Origin of the sequence: Photobacterium sp. GB-72 (genome assembly GCF_003026095.1) — a bacterium.
Lineage (GTDB): Bacteria > Pseudomonadota > Gammaproteobacteria > Enterobacterales > Vibrionaceae > Photobacterium.
Genome location: NZ_PYNV01000014.1, coordinates 53,393 through 76,575, shown reverse-complemented (window position 1 = coordinate 76,575; position 23,183 = coordinate 53,393). Strand labels below are relative to the sequence as shown.

Below are 23,183 nucleotides of genomic sequence, written 5' to 3'. Positions count from 1 at the left end.
CAATCACTGTAAAGCACTATATACCAAGTAGACATGAAAAAGACATTACCACTGCATCAACTTTCTAAAACTGTCTATCCTGAGCAGCTAGAATAAAAATATAAAAAAAGGACCGCAAGCGGTCCTTTCTCATTCATAACTTATACCAACTGATTATGGTATTGCATCAAGCTCTTCACCTTCTTTTTCTACTGGCGTTGGCATTAAATGCTCACGGGTAATACCCAATTTAAGCGCTAATGCTGACGCGACGTAAATAGAAGAATAAGTACCAATCGTGATACCAATCAGAAGTGCTAATGCAAATCCATGGATCATTGATCCGCCTTGAGCAAATAGCGCAATGACAACAAACAAGGTTGTACCGGATGTAATTAAGGTACGGCTTAATGTTTGCGAAATTGAACAATTCATTATTTCAGCAGGACTTCCTTTACGCATTTTGCGGAAGTTTTCACGAATACGGTCAAATACAACAATAGTATCGTTAAGTGAGTAACCAACTACTGTTAGTAATGCCGCAACAATCGTTAGATCAACCTCTACTTGTAGCACAGAGAAAATACCAACAGTAATGATGATATCGTGTGCTAACGACAACACAGCACCTGCCGCTAAACGCCACTCAAAACGCAGTGATACGTAAAGTAAGATACACAACAAAGCGATTAAAATAGCCATGCCGCCGGCTTCTGCTAGTTCATCACCAACATTAGGACCGACAAACTCAATACGGCGCATTTCAACCGACTGTGCAGTACCGTCTTTTAGTGCATCAAGGATTTGGTTACCAAGTACTTCGCCTTTAACACCTTCTCGAGGCTGCAAACGCACCATCACATCACGCGCAGTACCGAAGTTTTGCACAACGGCATCACCAAAACCCGCTTTCTCTAATGATTCACGTATTAAGGGTAAATTAGCAGGCTCTTTGAAGCTAACTTCGATCAGCGTTCCGCCAGTAAAATCTAAGCCCCAATTTAGACCTTTGGTCGAGATAGTGGCAATCGATCCCATGATCATTATCAATGAAAAGATAAAAGCAAACTTTGACCAACGCATAAAGTCGACGACTTTGTTCGCATTCAATAACTCTCTCATCTCTGCGACTCCTTAAATCGACAACTTATCTACGCGTTTACCGCCATAGATCAAGTTAACAACAGCACGTGTACCAATAATTGCGGTGAACATCGACGTTAAAATACCAATCGATAATGTCACGGCAAAACCTTTAATTGCGCCCGTACCCACAGCAAACAAAATAATTGCTGTAATTAAGGTTGTGATGTTTGCATCTGCAATCGTGCTAAACGCATTTCCATAGCCTTGTTGAATTGCCTGTTGTGGACTACGTCCTTCACGAAGCTCTTCTCGAATACGTTCAAAAATAAGCACGTTGGCATCAACCGCCATACCGACAGTCAGTACGATACCTGCAATACCTGGTAAGGTCATGGTAGCCCCCGGGATCATCGACATAATGCCGATAATAAGCACTAAGTTCATTATCAATGCTAAGTTAGCAATCATGCCAAACCCACGGTAGTAAAGCAGCGTAAATAGCATTACCGCAACCATACCCCAGATACATGCTTGTACACCCATATCGATGTTTTGCTGACCCATTGATGGACCAATCGTACGCTCTTCAACTATCGATATTGGCGCAATCAATGCACCTGCTCGTAATAATAATGATAAGTTGTGTGCTTCAGCTTGAGAGTCGATACCTGTAATACGGAAGCTTCGGCCAAGTGCAGATTGAATCGTTGCTTGGTTTATAACTTCTTCGTGTTTAGTCAGGATAACTTTCCCTTCAGGCGTTCGCTTACCACTGTCTTTATATTCAGTGAAAACCGTTGCCATCAACTTACCGATATTATTTTTCGAGAAAGCTGTCATCTTGCTACCACCTTCGGTATCTAGCGAGATGTTAACTTGTGGACGACCATATTCATCCGCACTCGAACTTGAATCCGTAATATGAGAGCCCGCAAGAATGACACGTTTTTTTAGTACCGCAGGGCGGCCATCACGGGTCATTTTTACTTCACTGCCAGCCGGTACTCGTCCAGCCGCAGCCGCAGCTAAATCAGCATTATTATCAACTTCACGGAATTCAAGCGTTGCTGTCGCACCTAAAATTTCTTTTGCACGAGCCGTATCTTGAACCCCAGGTAGCTCTACCACTATACGGTTTGCGCCTTGGCGCTGTACTAATGGCTCAGCAACACCGAGTTCATTTACACGATTACGTAAAATGGTGATGTTTTGATCGACAGCATAATTACGGATTTCCTGTAAACGTTCTTCAGTAAACTTCGCCGTTAATACATAACGACCATTGATTTTACTGGTTGTGAACAGCATATCAGGATGCAATTTTTCTAACGCGAGTTCAGCTTGTTCCAATTGCGCTTCATCACGAAGACGAACTTGAACACTGTCTTTTGTTTTACTGATTGCACGGTAACGAATTTTTTCTTCACGAAGCTCAGTACGGAATGTTTCTTCTTGTTGACCAAGAAGTTTATCCATAGCCGCATCCATATCCACTTCCATTAAGAAATGAACACCACCACGTAAATCGAGACCCAATTTCATTGGTGATGCACCAATAGATTCAAGCCAAGAAGGAGTGGAAGCTGCAAGGTTTAGTGCAACAACATAATCATTACCTAACTCACTATTTAAGATATCGCGAGCACTGATTTGGGTATCAGTATCATTAAAGCGGACAAGCACTGAACCTTTTTCAAAAACAGCTGACTTGTATGGGATATTGTTCTTTTTTAAATCTTCGATGACAGTATCCAAAGCACTCATATTAACCGAGGCGCCACGCGCCCCGGTAATTTGAATCGCTGGATCTTCACCGTATACGTTAGGAAGTGCATAAAGCAAACCAATGATAAGCGCAAACAACACCATCAGGTTCTTCCACAGGGGGTATCGGTTAAGCACTGCTATGATCCTTCAAAGCGAATGTTTTTATATTAAAGCGACTTCATTGTGCCTTTTGGTAAAACAGCCGTAATGAAATCTTTTTTAATTGTTACTTCCGTATTGTCGTTAAGTGCTAGAACAATGTAATCACTTTCAGCAGAAACTTTAGTAATACGGCCTAGTAGACCACCGTTCGTCATTACTTCATCACCTTTGCCCATCGAGCTCATTAGCGCTTTGTGCTCTTTCACACGCTTAGCTTGTGGACGATAAATCATGAAGTAAAAAATAACAGCAAATAAACCAAGCATAATAAATAGCTGCATGCTTCCGCCCTGAGGGGCACCTTCTGCTGCTGCGTGTGCTTGTGAGATAAAGAAACTCATTTATAACGTCCTCGTTTTAAACATTTTGTAATGGTGGAACTTCACGGTCGCGACGCGCGTAGAACTCTTCTACAAACGCATCGAAACGATCTTCTTCAATTGATTTACGAATACTTGCCATTAGGCGTTGGTAGTAACGTAAATTATGAATTGTATTTAAGCGTGCACCTAAGATTTCATTACATTTATCTAGATGGTACAAATACGCTTTAGAGTAATTTTTACAAGTGTAACAGTCACAATGCGGATCTAAAGGCGTTGTGTCTGTTTTATGTTTCGCATTACGGATCTTGATCACACCACCAGTCACAAATAGGTGACCATTACGGGCATTACGTGTTGGCATTACGCAATCGAACATATCAATACCGCGACGAACACCTTCCACTAAATCTTCAGGTTTACCTACACCCATAAGGTAGCGAGGCTTATCTTCTGGCAGTTGTGGACACGTGTGCTCAAGAATACGGTGCATGTCTTCTTTAGGCTCACCGACCGCTAAACCGCCTACTGCATAACCGTCAAAACCAATTTTGGTTAGACCTTCAACAGAAACATCACGAAGATCTTCGTATACACCACCTTGAACAATACCAAACAGTGCATTTGGATTTTCTTGCTTATCAAAATGATTACGGCTGCGCTGTGCCCAACGTAGTGACATTTCCATCGACTTTTTCGCTTCGTCGTGTGTCGCTGGATATGGCGTACACTCGTCAAAAATCATTACGATATCAGAACCAAGATCTTTTTGAATTTCCATCGACTTTTCAGCGTCCATGAAAATCTTGTCACCATTAACAGGGTTACGGAAGTGAACCCCCTCTTCAGTGATTTTACGTAAAGAGCCAAGGCTAAATACTTGGAAACCGCCTGAATCGGTAAGGATCGGACCTTGCCATTGCATAAAGTCATGTAAATCACCATGTAACTTCATCACTTCTTGACCAGGACGTAACCATAGGTGGAACGTGTTACCCAGTAAGATTTGAGCACCCGTATCTTTAACTTCTTCAGGTGTCATGCCTTTAACAGTACCGTAAGTACCTACCGGCATAAACGCAGGTGTTTCTACCGTACCACGTTCAAACTGCAAACGACCGCGACGAGCACGACCTTGCGTTTTATCTAATTCAAATTTCACAAAACCTCCAAAAGCCAGAGAAACAATCTGACGTATTTCCCATTACAGGACCTAGCCCCACAGGCAAACGCCTGATCAGCCACAAAAAACAATCACAATATATAGATATATGATTGCCGACTGCACCTTAACTCATCAAACCATATTGGCAATGACAACCTAAAGCGTAGCGGAAGAACGTAACGTTGTGGCTGGCTTAATATCATAGAATTTATACTATGCTACAGACACAACAAAGGCTGCAATTGTAACAAAAAGCAGCCTCAACCTTTTCTTGGTAAAAATGTATACCTATTAAGCCTTATACATCTTTACGAGTGATAAACATTGAATCGCCATAACTAAAGAAGCGGTATTTATTTGCTACTGCTTCATGATAGGCATTCATGGTGTTTTCATAACCCGCAAAAGCACTAACTAACATAATTAATGTTGATTCTGGTAAGTGGAAATTAGTAATCAACACATCCACGAGTTGGAACTGATAACCCGGGTAAATAAAGATCTCAGTATCACCAAAAAATGGCTTAAATTCAGTACCATTTTTTAGGGCATCTTGTGCGGCACTTTCTAATGAACGTACAGATGTTGTCCCCACAGCAATAATTCGTCCGCCATTTGCACGCGTCTCGTTAACAGCAGTAACAACCTCTTCAGGAACTTCCACATATTCAGAATGCATATGGTGATCATTGATATCATCAACACGCACAGGCTGGAACGTACCAGCACCGACATGCAGAGTGACAAAAGCAAAATTAACACCTTTTGCTTTTAGATCCGCCATTAGCTTATCGTCAAAGTGTAAGCCTGCTGTTGGTGCAGCTACCGCACCAGGCTTGGCATTATATACTGTTTGGTAGCGCTCTTTATCAGCATCTTCATCTGGGCGATCAATATAAGGAGGCAACGGCATATGACCCACTGCATCTAAGATCTCCAGCACTGTTTTATCGCTATTAAAACGAATTTCAAACAATGCATCATGACGGGCAACCATTTCAGCTGAAAACTCACCATTTTCACCCAATAATAATTCATTACCTGGTTTCGGCGGCTTAGAGGCACGAACATGCGCTAAAATAGATTTGTCATCAAGCATACGCTCAACTAAAACTTCAATTTTACCACCTGAAGCTTTATGTCCAAACATACGCGCAGGGATCACACGAGTATTATTAAATACAAGTAAATCACCAGCTTGTACAAGATCTAGCACATCTTTAAAACCTTTATGTGCCAATTCACCCGTATTGCCCGTCATTTGTAATAAACGACTCGCGGTACGTTCAGGTTGAGGATAACGAGCAATCAGCTCATCTGGTAAGTCAAAATCAAAATCTGAAACTTGCATTGTATTACGCCCTAAATCACAGCAAGCGGGCATTATATACTTAACTTCCCTTAAGATGCGAAACCCAACTGTAATTTAGATCTCGTAATATGAGAATTTCTTTCATATCGTCTGATATCAGACACTCATCCCACCAAGGAATAAAGACCACAAATATTATATTGAAATATTTGATATTCATCATGCGTGCAAACAACGTATTCCGATATATTGAAAAAAGATCAGCGAATAGAACCACCGTTCGCGATTTTTTGCAGTATTGCATGGAGGTTTATATGTTTACCGTTGCCGATATGATGACACCCCAACCGCGTACTTTGTCACGTAATGATACGTTGCTTGATGCGAAAGAAATGATGGATACTTTATCTATTCGCCATATACCGATCACCAACCACAACAATGAACTTATCGGGTTAGTAAGCCAGCGCGATATTTTGTCAGCCCAAGATTCCAATCTAAAATCAATTATTGAAAATCCACTGTCTTCCCCACTTGATGTTTTAATTGAACAAGGCATGAAAACAAAAATAATGAGTGTGGATTATCGTGCAGGATTAAAAGAAGCAGCACTTTATATGCAAAAGCATAAAATAGGTTGCTTACCCGTACTAAAAAATAAAAAATTAGTGGGTATTATTACAGATAGTGATTTTGTATCAATTGCAATTTCACTGCTAGAAATGCAAGAAGAAGTCGATCCTATTGAGCCTGATTTAGATACCCTTGATATTCTTGATTAATAAAAAAGGGGAGCATCACTGCTCCCCGATGATAACGTAATTAACAAGTACTGGTATTATATGCGGCTTAATACATGAGTACTGTCGATAACAACACTGCTAGGATAGTCACTACTATAAACACGTTATCTTAAAACTGTTTTTAGGTTTACTTAAATTGCTCTTCTTCTGTAGACCCCGTCAATGCGGTCACTGAAGAATTCCCCCCTTGAATCGTATTGGTCATGGTATCAAAGTACCCTGTTCCCACTTCTTGCTGGTGAGCAACAAAGGTATAACCTTTATCGGCTGCTTCAAATTCAGGGCGCTGAACTTTTTCAACGTAATGGCGCATACCTTCACCTTGCGCATAAGCATGGGCTAATTCAAACATGTTGAACCACATATTATGAATGCCCGCTAATGTAATGAACTGGTATTTATAGCCCATGTCGGAAAGTTCTTGCTGGAATTTAGCAATAGTTTCAGCATCAAGGTTTTTCTCCCAGTTAAAAGAAGGTGAACAGTTATAAGCCAGGAGTTGATCTGGGTATTGTTCATGAATGGCTTCTGCAAACTTACGTGCTTCTTCTAAGCATGGTGTTGCTGTTTCACACCAAATTAAATCAGCGTAAGGCGCATACGCTAAGCCACGAGCAATGGCCTGATCAATCCCTGCACGAACACGATAAAAACCTTCTGCGCTACGCTCTCCAATAATGAAATCTTTATCATACGGATCGCAATCGGACGTTAATAAATCTGCTGCATTGGCATCGGTACGAGCAATCACTAAAGTCGTGGTTCCCGCCACGTCAGCCGCAAGACGAGCTGCAACTAACTTTTGTACCGCTTCTTGTGTCGGTACTAATACCTTGCCGCCCATATGACCACATTTTTTTACCGATGCTAATTGGTCTTCAAAGTGAACACCAGCCGCCCCTGCTTCAATCATGCTACGCATTAATTCATACGCATTTAATACGCCACCAAATCCGGCTTCTGCATCAGCAACAATAGGTAAAAAGTAATCAACGCCATCTTCAGGGTTACCACCATTCGCCCACTGAATTTGATCTGCGCGACGGAACGAATTATTGATACGTTTAACAACCGCAGGTACTGAATCGACAGGATAGAGAGATTGATCAGGATACATGGTCGACGCAGTATTATTATCAGCCGCAACCTGCCAACCTGATAAATAAATCGCTTCAATCCCGGCTTTTGCTTGTTGTACTGCCTGACCGCCAGTTAAAGCGCCAAGACAATTTACATAGCCTTTTTTGGCATCACCATTCACTAATTGCCATAATTTATCTGCGCCACGCTGGGCAATCGTATTTGCAGGTGCAAATGAGCCGCGCAGGTTAATGACTTCTTCCGCAGTATAGGTACGTTTAACATGTTTCCAACGTGGGTTTTCTGCCCAGTCTTTTTCAATTGCTTCAATTTGCTGTTGGCGTGTTAATGTCATAATGGTTATCCCTCGTCTCTGTCCGCATTAATCCGTTGGTATGATGGTCAATTGATATTACGTTCTAAAGTGGTTCTATTACTGCTTACCCTCAACTACCGCGGATCCTCAGTTTTACTCAAACGCGACTGCGTTTAATTCAAATATTCATAGCCATGAAGGGTTAAGAAATTATCTAACTCTTCACTTGTCGTTAGTTTTGCCATTAATGCTGCAGCTTCATCAAATCGCCCTTGCTTAAAGCGCTCATCACCGAGCTCAGCTTCTACAACTCGCATTTCTTCTATTAGCATTTGCTCAAATAAAGCTTTAGTTACGACTTTACCGTTTGATAATGCTTTACCATGTTTAATCCATTGCCATATTGAAGCTCGCGATATTTCAGCTGTTGCTGCATCTTCCATTAAGCCATAGATAGGTACACAGCCATTGCCGGAGATCCAAGCTTCAATATATTGCACCGCAACACGAATGTTATGACGCATCCCCTCTTCTGTACGCTCACCATCACACGGCGCTAATAACTCATCAGCAGTAATGGGTGCATCGCCGTCTCGGGTAATATCTAATTGATTTTTACGATCACCCAGTACCTGATCAAAGACTCCACAAGCGGTGTCAGCCAAACCTGGATGTGCAACCCATGTACCGTCATGACCATTACTCGCTTCCAGTGCTTTATCTGTTTGAATTTTATTAAGCACCCATGCTTGACGCTCTGCTTCTTTAGATGGAATAAAAGCGGCCATGCCTCCCATCGCAAATGCGCCACGACGGTGGCAGGTTTTCACCAGCAAACGTGAATAAGCATTAAGGAACGGTTTTTCCATGGTTACAACTTGGCGATCAGGCAAAATACGATCAGGATACTGGCGAAGGGTTTTAATGTAGCTAAAGATATAATCCCAACGACCGCAATTAAGCCCAACAATATGTTCTTTCAAACTAAAAAGGATTTCATCCATTTCAAACACGGCAGGTAAAGTTTCAATAAGTACCGTTGCTTTAATTGTTCCGCGCATTAAACCGAACTCATCTTCGGTGTAGCTAAACACATCACTCCACCATGCGGCTTCACGATAAGCCTGTAGTTTTGGTAGGTAGAAATAAGGACCACTGCCTTTGGCTAGTAATGCTTTTTGATTCAGGAAAAAGTATAAGGCAAAGTCTAATAGCGCCCCAGGGATGGGTTTTCCATTCCACAGCACATGTTTTTCTGGAAGGTGTAATCCCCTCACACGGCAGATTAATACTGCAGGATCATCCGCAAGTTGATAATGCTTACCAGTGTTGGGATTGGTATAGCTAATCGTACCATTCACCGCATCCCGCAGATTACGCTGACCTTCAATAACTTCATTCCATGCCGGCGCGAAGGAATCCTCAAAGTCAGCCATAAACACTTTCACATTGGCGTTAAGTGCATTAATAACCATTTTACGATCGACAGGGCCTGTTATTTCAACTCGTCGGTCTTGCAAATCTGCTGGAATATTCTGAATCTTCCACTCTGCTTGTCGAATAGACTCTGTTTCAGGGTTGAAGTCAGGTAATTGCCCTTTATCTATCAGGCATTGACGACGTTCTCTATCTTCTAGCAACAATGGAACACGTTCAGCAAAACGATCCACTAAGCGTTCTAAGAAAAGCAACGCGTCATCAGTTAGGATTTCACGCTGAGTTTCTGTTAACGGTTGCTGTAATGATAATTTCATTTGGTAATTAGATTGAACCGCAGTATCTGCCATAACGCCCCATCCTTGTAACTTAATCACTACTTTTATCAATAAGCCTCAAGAGCTTTTTAATGTTATTTACTTCTTAACTTTCCCTTTACGTTGCCGCAACATATAACAAAAAGCAAATTTCACCTTTTCTAACCAAAATCACAATAAAACAACAAAACCCTTCAAAAACAAAAAGTTAAAAAAATTAGAGTAAAAAGTCAAAACACTGAATTAAAACAAAAGTCAGTAAATAACTCGGAATCAACAACTTGTTTTAATAATGATATTTTTTGTAGGTAGTTACGTAATTTTATTACACAACGAGGAAGTTAGAATTTATTGATAATATTTGTTTTAAACAAAAATAATTTTATCAAGGGAAGGTAATTATCTGATTTAATATATTTTAAAAGTAATTATTAAGACTGTAGTTAAACAAAGGAGGAATATACTGATAAATATCACTATTCTTTGTTTGTGACGCAAAACAAAATAATCCATCAAAACAGCAACTTAAACCCATTACAACAAAAAGATTAAAATGCCGTTTAATTGAGAATTTTCGATATTTTAATCCAAATTAATGATTTTTTATTATGACGACAAAGTTAAATAAAAAAAGCCTGAAAAATACCACTTATTATCATTTCAAATAATAACGGCACCCATTCAGACTTCTCTAATATAGTGATAATTTACTTATAATAAGGTTTCAACGAGAGAGGCAAGCTTTTCAAAGGTATTAACCCTACTAGACGTTGGTCGCCAAACTAATCCTATTTCACGAAATGCCGCTTGGCCTGGTGGCTCAATCACCACCAGATTCTGGTTATCTAAGATACCGTGCTCAATTGCCATTTGGGGAATAAATGTCGTTCCTAATCCATTGGCTACCATCTGAACCAAGGTATGCAAGCTAGTTGCAGTGAATGGATTAATTTTTTCTTTCGTTGTTAGCTTACACGCAGAAACAGCATGCTCAGTTAAACAATGCTCTTTTTCTAGTAAGAAGACGGATTCATCAGGTAAATCTGCATAACGTAACGGTACAGAGACACGTTCAGCTTGGTTTTTACTGATCACCATTTTAAATGCATCACGCCCAACCACTTTACTGTGCATACCGTTAATCTCAATCGGTAGTGCAAGGATCAGAACATCCATTTCACCATTGCGTAGAGCTGTAAGTAAATTCGTGGTCGTATCTTCTCGTAAGAGTAAGTTAAGGTTGGGATAGCGTCGATTAACCTCCTGCACCAAATCACACAATAGAAAAGGCGCTATCGTTGGAATACATCCCACACGAAGAGGACCTTCCATACCATCACCGGCAGAATGGGACAATTCAATTAAATCTTGGCTGCGTGCCAGTAACTCACGGGAACGCACCACAACCTCATCCCCCATACTGGTAAAAACAAGGGATTTATTATCACGCTCAATAAGTTGGCAACTCAATAAATCTTCTAAATTCTGGATCCCCGAACTAAGTGTCGACTGGCTCACAAAACACTTTTTTGCCGCTTCGCCAAAGTGCCGAGTTTCCGATAAAGTAACTAGGTAATGCAATTGTTTTAACGAGGGAAACTTATTCATCGTATTTTTCGATTACTTCAATCTGTTTATTCCGCTTTTTTCAATTTAACAGTTTGGCTATAGTTTGTCTCGTCCAAGTATGGAGCTAACCACCGAAGGTTAGCAAAACCCAATATTTCAGGAGCACCAAAATGGTACTAGTAGGTCGTCAAGCACCAGATTTTACTGCTGCAGCTGTTCTAGGTAACGGCGAAATCGTTGATAACTTCAACTTTGCAGAGTTCACTAAAGGTAAAAAAGCGGTAGTTTTCTTCTATCCACTAGACTTCACATTCGTATGTCCATCTGAGCTGATCGCTTTTGACAAGCGTTTCGAAGATTTCCAAGCGAAAGGTGTTGAAGTAATTGGTGTTTCTATCGATTCTCAATTCTCTCACAATGCATGGCGTAACACTGCTGTTGAAGACGGCGGTATCGGTCAAGTTAAGTACCCACTAGTTGCTGACGTTAAGCATGAAATTTGTAAAGCTTACGACGTTGAGCACCCAGAAGCAGGCGTTGCTTTCCGTGGTTCTTTCCTAATCGACGAAGATGGCCTTGTACGTCACCAAGTGGTTAACGATCTACCTCTAGGCCGTAACATCGACGAAATGCTACGCATGGTTGACGCATTAAACTTCCACCAAAAACACGGTGAAGTATGTCCAGCACAGTGGGAAGAAGGTAAAGCAGGTATGGACGCATCACCAAAAGGTGTAGCAGACTACCTATCTGAGCACACTGCAGACCTAGGTAAGAAATAATTATCTAATAACACCATGCTCACGGTGTTATTTCTGACAATCAGCTAAACATAAAGCTACAGTCAGCTCAAAGATAAGAAATATAATGAGGCTTGGATTATACCAGGCCCTTTTTTTATCTGTAATTTACAACCAATCGCACATTATATCCCGTCTTTGTTCGCTCCTACCTTGCCAATCCTCTACACTGCAATACACGCTTTTTATTTCATTAAAAATTATGTCTATTCAACTTGAAGTTTGTATCGATAATCTTGAATCACTCCACTATGCCCAACAAGGTGGCGCAACACGCATCGAGTTGTGTTCCTCTCTCGCACTAGGCGGGTTAACGCCAAGTGCTGGTTTTATGCACTTAGCCGCAAAACAAGCACACATTCCGGTTTACGCCATGATCAGACCACGCCAAGGTGACTTTTTATTTAGTGGTGACGATATTGAGATCATGCTTGCCGACATTCATGCAGCCCATCAAGCAGGATTACAAGGAATCGTCATTGGCGCACTCACAGAACAAAGCCTTATCGATAGCACAACCGTTGCGAGCTTAATAAAACAAGCGAAAGGCTTAGGGGTGACTTTTCATCGAGCCATCGATCAATGTGTCGATCCTTTTGCAGCATTAGATACCATTATGAGCTGCGGCTGCGAGCGCGTACTGACATCTGGGCTTGAAGCTACCGCACCTGAAGGCGCCGCTATGATCAAAAAAATGGTTCGCTATTGTGGTGATAGGCTCAGTATTATGGCAGGCGCTGGCGTCACACCAGATAATGTTCAAACCTTAGTTGCAGAAACGGGAATAAAAGAAGTGCATCTTTCTGGTAAAACAACGCGCCCCAGTAAAATATTAAATCACACTTCTAGTGCACATATGGGCAACGCCATCTTTGATGATTTTCAAATCCCAGTAACAAGTATTGATACGATCAAAAGTGTCAAATCTAAGCTGAGAAGAGAATAAGCCGGTAAATGAACACAACTAAAAAGAGCGCTAAGCTTCTAAATCAAGCTCAGCGCCCTTATTACAGATTCATGTATCCCGAGTATTATAGGAAGTTGGTAATATCTTCTGGGTTAGTGTGGCGAATATCTTTACCTTGCACGAAATAGATAATGTATTCACAAATATTTTGGCAACGATCCCCCACACGTTCAATAGAGCGCGCCGCCCACATCACCTTCATCACACTAGGAATAGAATCGGGATCTTCTTTCATGTAAGTCATCAGTTGACGAATAATTGCTTCATATTCTCGATCAATTCGATCATCCGTTTGATAAACATCAATCGCGGCTTTAACATCCATACGGGCGAAAGCATCTAGCACTTCATGTAACATGCGTACTGCGTTTTGACCTAAAGATTCTAACGATGCTAACAAGTTATATTGCTTATTAGTAAAATTGCCTAGTGCGACTTTAGCAATACTTTCCGCCACGTCACCAATACGTTCTAAATCGGTAATGGTTTTTATAATTGCGATAACAAGACGTAAGTCACTGGCTGTCGGTTGGCGTTTAGCAATAATACGCGTACACGCCTCATCGATTGCGACTTCCATTGCATTAACTTTGCGATCATCTTGGATCACGCGTTTCGCCAAATCTTCTTCTTGTTTATGCAGTGCTTTTAAGGCATCTGCCAACTGCTGTTCAACTAAGCCGCCCATCGCTAAAACATGGGTACGAATACTTTCTAATTCATGATTAAACTGACCAGAAATATGTCGACCAAGGCTAATGTTATTTAACATGATGGTGTGTCCTTAACCATAACGTCCTGTAATATAATCTTCAGTACGTTTTTCTCTTGGGGTGGTGAAAATATCATTGGTGCTCGAGTATTCCACCAGCTCTCCCATATAGATAAAAGCTGTTTGATCTGACACCCGTGCTGCTTGCTGCATGTTATGTGTCACGATAATCACGGTATATTTGGTTTTTAGATCATTAATCAACTCTTCAATCGTTAAGGTTGATATTGGATCCAGCGCTGATGTTGGCTCATCAAGTAGTAATATCTCAGGTTCAATAGCAATCGCACGCGCAATCACTAAACGCTGCTGTTGGCCTCCTGATAAACCAAACGCATTTTCATGCAACCTGTCTTTTACTTCATCCCATAACGCTGCCGAACGCAATGAACTTTCAACCGCATCATCTAAAATACGTCGATCACTGATCCCTTGTAGACGTAAACCATAAACCACATTTTCATATATGGATTTAGGAAAAGGATTCGGGCGTTGAAACACCATTCCTACACGACGACGTAATGACGCAACATCCACTTTTGTATCGTAGATATTTTGTCCATGTAGCATAATTTTACCATCGACATGGCAGCCTTCAATCAAATCGTTCATTCGGTTAATACAACTTAATAACGTTGATTTACCACAACCTGAAGGGCCGATAAATGCAGTAACCTGACCTTTAGGAATACGCATATTGATATTATACAAAGCTTGCGTTTTACCATAGTGTAGGTTCAAACCTTCAATCGATAATGCCGTTTGCTCATCGGGTAACGAAGAGAGATCGACGGGTTCAAATAAACCTATTGATGGTGAAGCAGAATACATAATGTTCTCTCTGTTAATAATCGAATACTCATCGCACTACGTTGGCTCACAACTCTAACGAGCGAAATTTTTCACGCAGATGATTACGGATCCCAATTGCGGTTAAATTCAAACTTACAATCACCGTCACTAATAAAAATGACGTCGCGTAAACCAAGGGTCTTGCCGCTTCAACATTCGGGCTTTGGAACGCAACATCATAAATATGATACCCCAAATGCATAAACTTACGATCAAGGTGAACAAAAGGAAAATGCACATCTACGGGTAATGTTGGTGCCATTTTTACAACCCCAACTAACATCAACGGTGCCACTTCACCCGCCGCCCTTGCCACCGCTAAAATCAACCCCGTCATAATTGCAGGGCTTGCCATAGGGAGCACTATACGCCATAACGTTTCAGCTTGAGTTGCGCCTAATGCCAAAGAACCATTTCTCACCGAACTCGGTATTCGCGATAAACCTTCTTCTGTTGAAACAATAACAACCGGTAATGTCATGATCGCCAATGTTAATGCCGACCATAAAATCCCAGGGGTGCCAAATGTTGGTGTCGGCAATTGGGCAGAGAAAAAGACATCATCAATTGTCCCCCCTACCATGTACACAAAAAAGCCTAACCCGAACACTCCATAGACAATAGACGGTACACCCGCAAGATTAATCACCGCAATACGTATGACCTTTGTAAAGTTATTATTCCCTGCATATTCATGAAGATAAATTGCGGCTAACACACCTAATGGCGTCACCATGACACTCATTAGCAATACCATAAATACCGTACCAAAGATTGCCGGAAAAACACCGCCTTCGGTATTAGCTTCACGGGGCGCTTCGGTTAAAAACTTATAAACCTGTTTCCCCCAATGCTGAAACTTTTCAATGAAGGTTAAATTATTGGGATACCAAATATCTAATACTTGAGACATCGATAAGGTGATTGTTTTACCTTGGCTATCTCGAAGTAATAAACTGGCACTATCTAATTGAGACTGTAGCGAAAACAAACGATTTTCAATGTTTTTATAAATCGTTTTATAGTTCAGTTCCTCACGTTCAATCCGTGCTTTTTCGTCAGACGTTAATTTATCTTTTAAAGCTAATTGACGCTTTTCTAAACGTAGCTTTTCTAAATGCCAATTCGTATCTGCAATTTCGATCTGTTGTAGTTTCTTTAATTCAGTTCTAATTGCAGAAGCTTCACTTAACGCGATAGGTAAATAGTCCATGCTATTACGCACACCATTTGCCATGATTGCGATAGGATAGCCATAAAACTTACCATTCGTTTCTCGATCGACAACAGCAATGTTTTTCGCTATTTCTTGATGTTTTATTTGGCTTTTTAATACCGTAAAAAAGTCGGTGCCCACTCGTTCACGATTACCAATTTTGATGAGATAACGCATCTCAACCGGACCAGGCATATGAGAAACATCAACCCCAGCTTCACGCAACTGCTGCAACGGGATCGCTTTACTGTCATACAACTCACCAATCACGGTTTGGTGTTTACCTGCAATATCAATATCGAATTGATAAACAGGTGAAGGCCAAAAGTAGCTTAAGCCTTTATAACCAATAAGTAATAATAATCCTAAAACAGCAACAAGGCTTAGGCTAACCGCACCCGCAGTTACCCAAATCCAAGGAGAGCCAGATTTAAACCATTTAATCATGATCACCTCCCTCTCTTATAGTGAACTGTATTTTTCACGTAAACGTTGCCTCACAACCTCAGCGATTGTATTGAATACAAAGGTAAAGACGAACAATACAAACGCCGCTAAAAACAATACGCGATAATGCGAACTTGCCACTTCCGATTCAGGCATTTCAATCGCAATGGTTGCAGCCAATGTTCTTAAGCCCTGTAATAAATTCCAATCCATAACAGGGGTATTCCCCGTCGCCATCAATACAATCATCGTTTCTCCAACAGCTCGACCTAGCCCCATCATTACCGCCGAGAAAATACCTGGGCTTGCTGTTAGCAAAACCACTTTGGTTAAGGTTTGCCATTGCGTCGCACCCAATGCCAAAGAACCTTTCGTTAAATGGCTAGGGACAGAGAACACTGCATCTTCTGCAATCGTGAAAATAGTGGGGATCACCGCAAACCCCATTGCGATACCAACAATTAACGCATTACGTTGATCGTAACCAATACCATAATCATGAGATAAATAACTTTGTAAATCGCTGCCAAATAGCCACTGAGACAACCATGGACTCACCGCAAAACAGCCATAACCGATCAAGACGATCATCGGGATCAAAATAGCGATGTGAAAACCATGAGGGATACGTGAACGCCATTGTCCAGGTAACATTGACCAAATAAAACCAATTACAATCATGCTTATCGGTAATGTAATAAAGCTTAAGGCAACCCCAGTCAGATTCTGATCAACGATAGGTGCAAGCCAAATTCCAGCTAAAAAACCTAAGATCACCGTCGGTAAAGCTTCCATTAATTCAATCGTTGGCTTGATTAATCGACGCACTTTAGAGGACATAAAGTAAGCGGTATAAATCGCACCCGCCAGTGCCAACGGTATCGCAAATAACATCGAAAAAAACGCAGCTTTCAATGTGCCAAAAATAATCGGCACCAAGCTTAATTTGGGTTCAAACTCGTCACTTGCTGACGTTGATTGCCAAACATAATCAGGCTCAGGATATCCCTCGTACCACACTTCTTGCCACAGTGATGAAATACCAATATCCGGATGGGAATTATTCACTTTATAGGTTTGCCACTTACCATTATCTAGCGTGAGCAACATATTCGCTTTTGGTGATATAGCGATATCTTGAGGGACAGTCTCAAATACCTGATCTTGATAAATCACATCACGCTCAGAGGTATAATAAGCCGATACTCGACCATCTTGTTGAATAACAAAAAAGCCTTTGCGGTAATACTCAGGGACGATTTTCACAATAGGGCTAGAAGAAAAAAGGAAATCTCGCACCTTCACTAATTGACGTTTCCCCTCTTTGACCACTTCAAACCATTGGGTGATCGTATTATTAGAGTTTGTTACTAATAAGGAATTCGCCCCTGATAATAAATTAATCCGCTCAGGCGTTACTGTTTTATCATTAGAGAGTTTCGTTGTTTGTCTCAATACCGCGTGCTGATGTTGAAGAGAATAAGTAAAGAGTGTTTTACCACTTAAAACATAAAGTGTTTTACCGTCAGGCGTTAATACAAGCTGCTCAACACTCGCAGGTACATCATCAATATTAAATTGAAATTGGTGCCATGTTTTATCATCTGCTGCGCTCATTTCTGAATGAGAGAACCTAACCACAGAGAGTTTATCTTGGTTAGTATAAGCGGCTAAAATAATAGTGTTATCACGCCCTGATATGGCTAATTTATCAATAATATCTTGTTTGGCAACGATAGATAATGACGCTTTTCCAACAGGGTAATCAATAACCGGAAATAGCTGCTTTTTGTTTTGATCAAACGTGAAATTAAAATCAGCTTTCACTATTTTTACTTGGCCACCCGCCAATGCATAGGCGACCAATCCATCCCGCGGCAAACTGGTTGCAACGGCAGTAGGATCATTAACAAGTGTCTGTTGTTTAATCACCTGTCCTGATGCTGGCGGTGGTGATAGTCGGATAAAATCTACCTGGCCTTCCGTGGTAAAACGATAAGCTAAGGTATTACTATCATCAATGCCTACTCGCGCAGTGTGCCCCGGCAAGGTCAATGAGAACTGGGAGGTTGGTTTAACCGAAACAGAAGAGAAAATCGGAACAATAACGTAGAGTAAATAGAAAAAAATCAGTACCAAGGTTACAAGTACAAAAATACCGCCAGCCGTCACACCTAAACGCGCTAACTTATCTTTCATTCGACGAAGATGATTTTCTCCCATTAAAAACGAACTGGCGTGTGCCATTATTACCTCAAACCTATTTATACGGACTAAAGTGTATTTCTATTACATGACACTTTTATTACAGGTGATATTACTCAAAATTACATAGTGCACAAATTTATAAATCAGAACTGAAAGAGAATGTCATTAACAATCAATAAATCATGACAACTTACGCATTTACTCATTTATGTCCATTTCAACCATAGACAGCATAAATGGTTATTAGGATAATTATTGATAAGTATCAATAAGTTTGTTGCTAATTGTCACGGCATCAACAACCATTACAAATAAGGAGAGCTGTAATGAAACAACTCATAATTACTGTTATAGGTAAAGATAAAACGGGACTGGTAGAGCAACTTTCAGACACGGTATATAACAACCATGCGAATTGGCTAAAAAGTTCATTAACTCAGCTAAGTGGCCAATTTGCAGGGATTGTTCAAGTTGAAGTTTCCCCTCAACACATTCAACAACTTAGCGATGCATTATCGCAAATTTCGGGGTTGCAGATCCACATTGTAGAAGCACAAATCAAAGCTTCCTCACAACAGCAAATGCAGAAATTAACCGTTACAGGTAATGATCGGTTAGGGATTGTTAAAGACGTCACGACCCATCTGCATCAACTAGGCATAAACATCTACAAGCTCAAAACGAAAACGGAAAGCGCACCTAACTGGGGATACCCGATTTTTACCGCGCAATTTCAACTCGAGCTGCCAACCGATCTCAGCATGGATACCGTACAAGAACAATTAGAATTATTAGCCGATGATTTAACCATAGATATTGAACAATAATTTAAATATCTGGCTGATAAAACAATCACTCAAATTTACATCTCACTGTAACGCTAATACCTTATATTTGCCACAAACAGCTTAGTTTTATAATGCAAAGTAACAAGGACGAACACCGCGCATGACTACCGAAAATCTATATATTGAAAAAGAGCTAAGTTGGCTCTCTTTTAACGAACGAGTATTACAAGAAGCAGCAGACAAGTCTGTTCCTCTCATTGAACGAGTACGATTTCTCGGTATTTTTTCTAGCAATACAGATGAGTTCTACAAAGTCCGCTTTGCTGATGTGAAGCGCCAAATTTTAATTCATGAAGCACAAGGTGGCAGTGATCAAGCCAAAAAATTATTGAGCAAGATCCAAAGTCGAGTACTAAAGCTAAATCAAGATTTTGATACGCTATACAATGAAATATTGTTAGAAATGGCGCGTCGTCATATCTTTTTAGTTAATGAATTACAGTTAGAAGACAGCCAGAAAGCATGGTTGAAACATTATTTCCAACACACCATTTTGCCCCATGTTACCCCGATTTTACTTACTGACGATGTCGACATACTGCAAGTCCTCAAGGATGAATACTCCTATCTTGCTGTCGCTATGACCAAAAACCATGAAACCCATTATGCGTTAATAGAGATCCCAACTGATCAACTGCCCCGTTTTGTTCAATTACCCAAAACCAAAGGGAAACGTCATAAAACCCTTATCTTGCTTGATAATATTATTCGACTTTGTATCGATGATTTATTCAACGGCTTTTTTGAATATGACGAACTTGCCGTATTTGCGATGAAAATGACCCGCGATGCAGAATACGATCTCAGCCAAGAAGTTGAACACAGCTTGCTAGAACAAATGTCAGAAGGGTTAAATCAACGCCTAACTGCGATGCCTGTACGTTTTGTATATCAACGTGATATGCCGGGTGATATGATCAATGTGTTATGCGATAAACTCCAAGTATCAAGCTATGACAGTGTGATCCCCGGTGGCCGTTATCACAATTTTAAAGACTTTATTGGTTTCCCTAATGTCGGTAGAAGCTATTTAGAGAACAAAGATCTTCCGCCAATTAAAAGCTATCAATTTACATCGGCTCGTAATGCCTTTGATGCCATCAAAGCGCAAGATATTTTATTGTATTACCCATACCACACCTTTAGTCATATAACTGAGTTGGTACGACAAGCCTCTTACGATCCCAAAGTCCGTAGCATTAAAATCAATATTTATCGTGTTGCTAAAAACTCACGCATTATTGAATCAATGATTGATGCTGCCAACAACGGTAAGAGTGTAACTGTCGTTGTCGAACTGCAAGCACGCTTTGATGAAGAAGCCAATATTGAATGGGCAAGGCGTCTCACTGAGGCTGGAGTAAACGTTATTTTTGGTGTGCCAGGGTTAAAAATCCACTCCAAACTTTGCCTAATCACCCGTAAAGAATCAGGCGAGCTGGTTCGATATGCGCATATCGGTACGGGTAACTTTAATGAAAAAACCGCTCGAATTTATACCGACTTTTCACTCCTAACCTGTGAAAAAGCCATTACCGATGAAGTAAAACAAGTCTTTGCTTATATCGCAAACCCATATCGCCCCGTTAAATTTAACCATTTAATCGTATCCCCGCGTAACTCTCGCTCTCGATTGTATGAACTCATTGATAGAGAAATAGCTCATGCTAAGCAAAAGTTACCATCAGGTATTACACTTAAGGTCAATAACCTCGTCGATAGAGGTTTGATTAATATGCTATATCAAGCCAGTAATAGCGGCGTGAAAATCAAATTAATTGTTCGAGGTATGTGTTCATTAATTCCCGGGATTAAGGGGATCAGCGACAACATTACCGCGATCAGTATTATCGACAGATTTCTAGAGCATCCTCGCGTCGCGGTATTTGAAAATAATGGTGATACTGAGGTTTATATTTCATCAGCTGATTGGATGAGCCGGAATATTGATAATCGTATTGAAGTCGGGTGCCCTATTAATTCACCGGTGTTAAAACAACGTATTATCGATATTCTTAATATCCAACTTTGCGATACTGTCAAAGCACGTATTATCGATGAAGGCATGCATAACCATTATGTACCGCGTGGTAATAGACGAAAAATTCGCTCACAAACGGCAATTTATGATTATCTGAAACACAGCGAGAAAAAACTGAAAAAGCACGCTGAAAAAACAGAGAAATAAAATGACAAAAACTAATTCTTCGCCACAACCTCGCGAAATAGCAGCTATCGATATCGGTTCAAATAGCTTTCATATGGTTGTGGCTCGCATTGTTGGTCAAAGCCTTCAAATTGTCAGCCGTCATAAACAAAGAGTCCACCTTGCATCTGGGCTTGATAAACATTTAAACCTTGATCAAGCCGCCATGAATCGCGGCTTAAGCTGCCTTGCAATGTTTGCCGAAAGACTGCAAGGCTTTAAACCTGAAAATGTCCGTATCGCGGCAACGTACACATTACGTCAGGCGCAAAATGCCCATATTTTTCTCCAACGAGCTGAGCGTATTTTACCCTTCCCCATCGAGATCATTCCCGGAACAGAAGAAGCCCGCTTAATTTATCTTGGCGTTGCACATACCCAACCCGATAAAGGTAAAAAACTGGTGATCGATATCGGTGGCGGTAGCACTGAATTAGTCATTGGTGAAGAATTTGATACCCATATTTTATATAGCAAGCATATGGGGTGTGTAAGCTACAACAAACTCTTTTTTTCTAATGGAAAACTCAGCCGTAAAAATATTGCGGCGGCCCAACTTGCAGCACGCCAGAAGCTTGAAAGTATCGCCAGTAAATATACCGATATTGGATGGGATAAAACCTTGGGCTCATCTGGCACCATTAAAGCTATCCGTGAAGTATTAATCGCTCAAGGTCATAGCGATGGCGTGATCACATCATCTCGTTTAAACCGATTACTTGATCAAATTAGCACCTTTAAACATCAAGATGATCTCGAACTTCCGGGCTTAACCGATGAGAGAAAGCCTGTTTTTGCCGCTGGAGTAGCGATCTTAAGTGCTGTGTTTGAAGCGCTTGATATTGATGATATGCATTTTTCCAGTGGCGCATTACGCGAGGGGTTACTGTATGAAATGGAACAACGATTCCGTCACAGTGACATTCGTATTCGTACCGCTGATACAATGGCAAAACAATACAATATCGACACCACACAAGCGAAACGTGTTCAAACAACTGCGATTAAAATTTACGACCAAATAGATACTCAACCGGGCATGAACAAAAATGAATTATCGACCTTGCTATCATGGGGCGCGTTACTTCATGAGGTTGGATTAAATATTAGCTATCCCGGATTTCATCGCCATAGTGCATACTTACTTCGGCATAGCACGATGCCAGGGTTCAATATCGAACAACAAACGGTACTTTCAACCTTAGTACGCTATCAACGTAAAACATTAAAACTGACAGAAATGCCCGAGTTGACCATCTATAAACGTAAACATCTTTACCCGTTAATTCGTACCTTGCGTATTGCCGTGGTGTTAAATGGGCAGCGCAGTGATGAACCATTACCACATATAAAAGTGAAGGCCGATAAAGAGCACTGGCAATTAACCTTACCTAACGGTTGGACAACACAAAATAAATTACTCGCAGCAGATATGCGAACGGAACAAGAATATTGGCATAAAGCGGGATGGATGCTAGAAGTTAATGAATTGAGTGACTCATAGTTATACCTAACAGCTAAAACAACAACGCCAGCGAAATGCTGGCGTTG

18 protein-coding genes are annotated in these 23,183 nt (G+C 40.8%); 6 read left to right on the top strand and 12 right to left on the bottom strand.

All coding sequences use genetic code 11. From position 1 onward, the window contains the following. Positions 1-153 precede the first annotated feature (153 nt). The 5 genes from secF to queA form a co-directional block, all read right to left on the bottom strand. Entirely contained in the window at positions 154-1,101 is a 948-nt protein-coding gene (secF, locus tag C9J40_RS15535; protein ID WP_045084286.1) for a protein translocase subunit SecF, read from the bottom strand. 12 nt (positions 1,102-1,113) lie between these two features. After that, a complete protein-coding gene (gene secD, locus C9J40_RS15530; protein WP_107205976.1) occupies positions 1,114-2,967 on the bottom strand; it encodes a protein translocase subunit SecD in 1,854 nt (617 codons plus the stop codon). A 32-nt stretch (positions 2,968-2,999) separates the two neighbouring features. Further along, entirely contained in the window at positions 3,000-3,335 is a 336-nt protein-coding gene (gene yajC / locus C9J40_RS15525; protein WP_107205975.1) for a preprotein translocase subunit YajC, read from the bottom strand. Between the two features lie 16 nt (positions 3,336-3,351). Then, positions 3,352-4,479 carry a tRNA guanosine(34) transglycosylase Tgt gene (gene tgt, locus C9J40_RS15520; RefSeq protein ID WP_005369317.1) on the bottom strand — a complete coding sequence of 376 codons (1,128 nt, stop codon included), beginning with the start codon at positions 4,477-4,479 and terminating at the stop codon, positions 3,352-3,354. A 301-nt stretch (positions 4,480-4,780) separates the two neighbouring features. After that, complete coding sequence (gene queA / locus C9J40_RS15515; protein WP_005369318.1) at positions 4,781-5,833, bottom strand: tRNA preQ1(34) S-adenosylmethionine ribosyltransferase-isomerase QueA; 1,053 nt, start codon at positions 5,831-5,833, stop codon at positions 4,781-4,783. 275 nt (positions 5,834-6,108) lie between these two features. Here queA and C9J40_RS15510 point away from each other — a divergent pair, with 275 nt between their 5' ends. Then, a complete protein-coding gene (locus tag C9J40_RS15510) occupies positions 6,109-6,576 on the top strand; it encodes a CBS domain-containing protein (protein ID WP_045152137.1) in 468 nt (155 codons plus the stop codon). A gap of 148 nt (positions 6,577-6,724) precedes the next feature. On the opposite strand, the gene aceA is transcribed toward C9J40_RS15510, so the two are convergent. From aceA to C9J40_RS15495, 3 genes are all read right to left on the bottom strand, one after another. Further along, on the bottom strand, positions 6,725-8,032 hold the full coding sequence (gene aceA, locus C9J40_RS15505; protein WP_107205974.1) for an isocitrate lyase: 1,308 nt from the start codon (positions 8,030-8,032) through the stop codon (positions 6,725-6,727). A 134-nt stretch (positions 8,033-8,166) separates the two neighbouring features. After that, positions 8,167-9,780, bottom strand: coding sequence for a malate synthase A (gene aceB / locus C9J40_RS15500; protein WP_107205973.1), 1,614 nt, complete (start codon positions 9,778-9,780; stop codon positions 8,167-8,169). 678 nt (positions 9,781-10,458) lie between these two features. Next, on the bottom strand, positions 10,459-11,355 hold the full coding sequence (locus C9J40_RS15495) for a hydrogen peroxide-inducible genes activator (protein WP_107247366.1): 897 nt from the start codon (positions 11,353-11,355) through the stop codon (positions 10,459-10,461). Positions 11,356-11,486: 131 nt separating this feature from the next. On the opposite strand from C9J40_RS15495, the gene C9J40_RS15490 reads away from it, so the two are divergent. Together C9J40_RS15490 and C9J40_RS15485 are read left to right on the top strand one after the other, a co-directional pair. After that, the gene (locus C9J40_RS15490) at positions 11,487-12,098 is read left to right on the top strand and encodes a peroxiredoxin C (protein WP_045084291.1); all 612 of its coding nucleotides are present in this window, start codon (positions 11,487-11,489) and stop codon (positions 12,096-12,098) included. Between the two features lie 220 nt (positions 12,099-12,318). After that, complete coding sequence (locus C9J40_RS15485; RefSeq protein ID WP_107205971.1) at positions 12,319-13,062, top strand: copper homeostasis protein CutC; 744 nt, start codon at positions 12,319-12,321, stop codon at positions 13,060-13,062. Positions 13,063-13,147: 85 nt separating this feature from the next. Here C9J40_RS15485 and phoU read toward each other — a convergent pair whose 3' ends face one another. From phoU to C9J40_RS15465, 4 genes are read right to left on the bottom strand one after another with little or no spacing between them, the layout of a single operon-like run. Further along, on the bottom strand, positions 13,148-13,855 hold the full coding sequence (gene phoU, locus C9J40_RS15480; RefSeq protein WP_006646297.1) for a phosphate signaling complex protein PhoU: 708 nt from the start codon (positions 13,853-13,855) through the stop codon (positions 13,148-13,150). A gap of 12 nt (positions 13,856-13,867) precedes the next feature. After that, the gene (gene pstB, locus C9J40_RS15475; RefSeq protein ID WP_107205970.1) at positions 13,868-14,686 is read right to left on the bottom strand and encodes a phosphate ABC transporter ATP-binding protein PstB; all 819 of its coding nucleotides are present in this window, start codon (positions 14,684-14,686) and stop codon (positions 13,868-13,870) included. A gap of 46 nt (positions 14,687-14,732) precedes the next feature. Further along, positions 14,733-16,370: a phosphate ABC transporter permease PstA gene (gene pstA, locus C9J40_RS15470; protein WP_107247365.1), complete on the bottom strand. Its 1,638-nt coding sequence runs from the start codon at positions 16,368-16,370 to the stop codon at positions 14,733-14,735. A 15-nt stretch (positions 16,371-16,385) separates the two neighbouring features. Then, positions 16,386-18,617 (bottom strand): ABC transporter permease subunit, encoded by a 2,232-nt coding sequence (locus tag C9J40_RS15465; protein WP_107247364.1) that lies wholly within the window; start codon positions 18,615-18,617, stop codon positions 16,386-16,388. A 287-nt stretch (positions 18,618-18,904) separates the two neighbouring features. Between C9J40_RS15465 and C9J40_RS15460 the strand changes: the two genes are divergently transcribed. The 3 genes from C9J40_RS15460 to ppx all read left to right on the top strand — a co-directional run bounded on the left by C9J40_RS15460 (position 18,905) and on the right by ppx (position 23,136). Further along, positions 18,905-19,405: a glycine cleavage system protein R gene (locus C9J40_RS15460; protein WP_107205967.1), complete on the top strand. Its 501-nt coding sequence runs from the start codon at positions 18,905-18,907 to the stop codon at positions 19,403-19,405. Between the two features lie 121 nt (positions 19,406-19,526). Beyond that, positions 19,527-21,614 (top strand): polyphosphate kinase 1, encoded by a 2,088-nt coding sequence (ppk1, locus tag C9J40_RS15455; protein ID WP_107205966.1) that lies wholly within the window; start codon positions 19,527-19,529, stop codon positions 21,612-21,614. Between the two features lies 1 nt (position 21,615). Continuing rightward, positions 21,616-23,136: an exopolyphosphatase gene (gene ppx, locus C9J40_RS15450; RefSeq protein ID WP_107247363.1), complete on the top strand. Its 1,521-nt coding sequence runs from the start codon at positions 21,616-21,618 to the stop codon at positions 23,134-23,136. Positions 23,137-23,183: the final 47 nt, after the last annotated feature.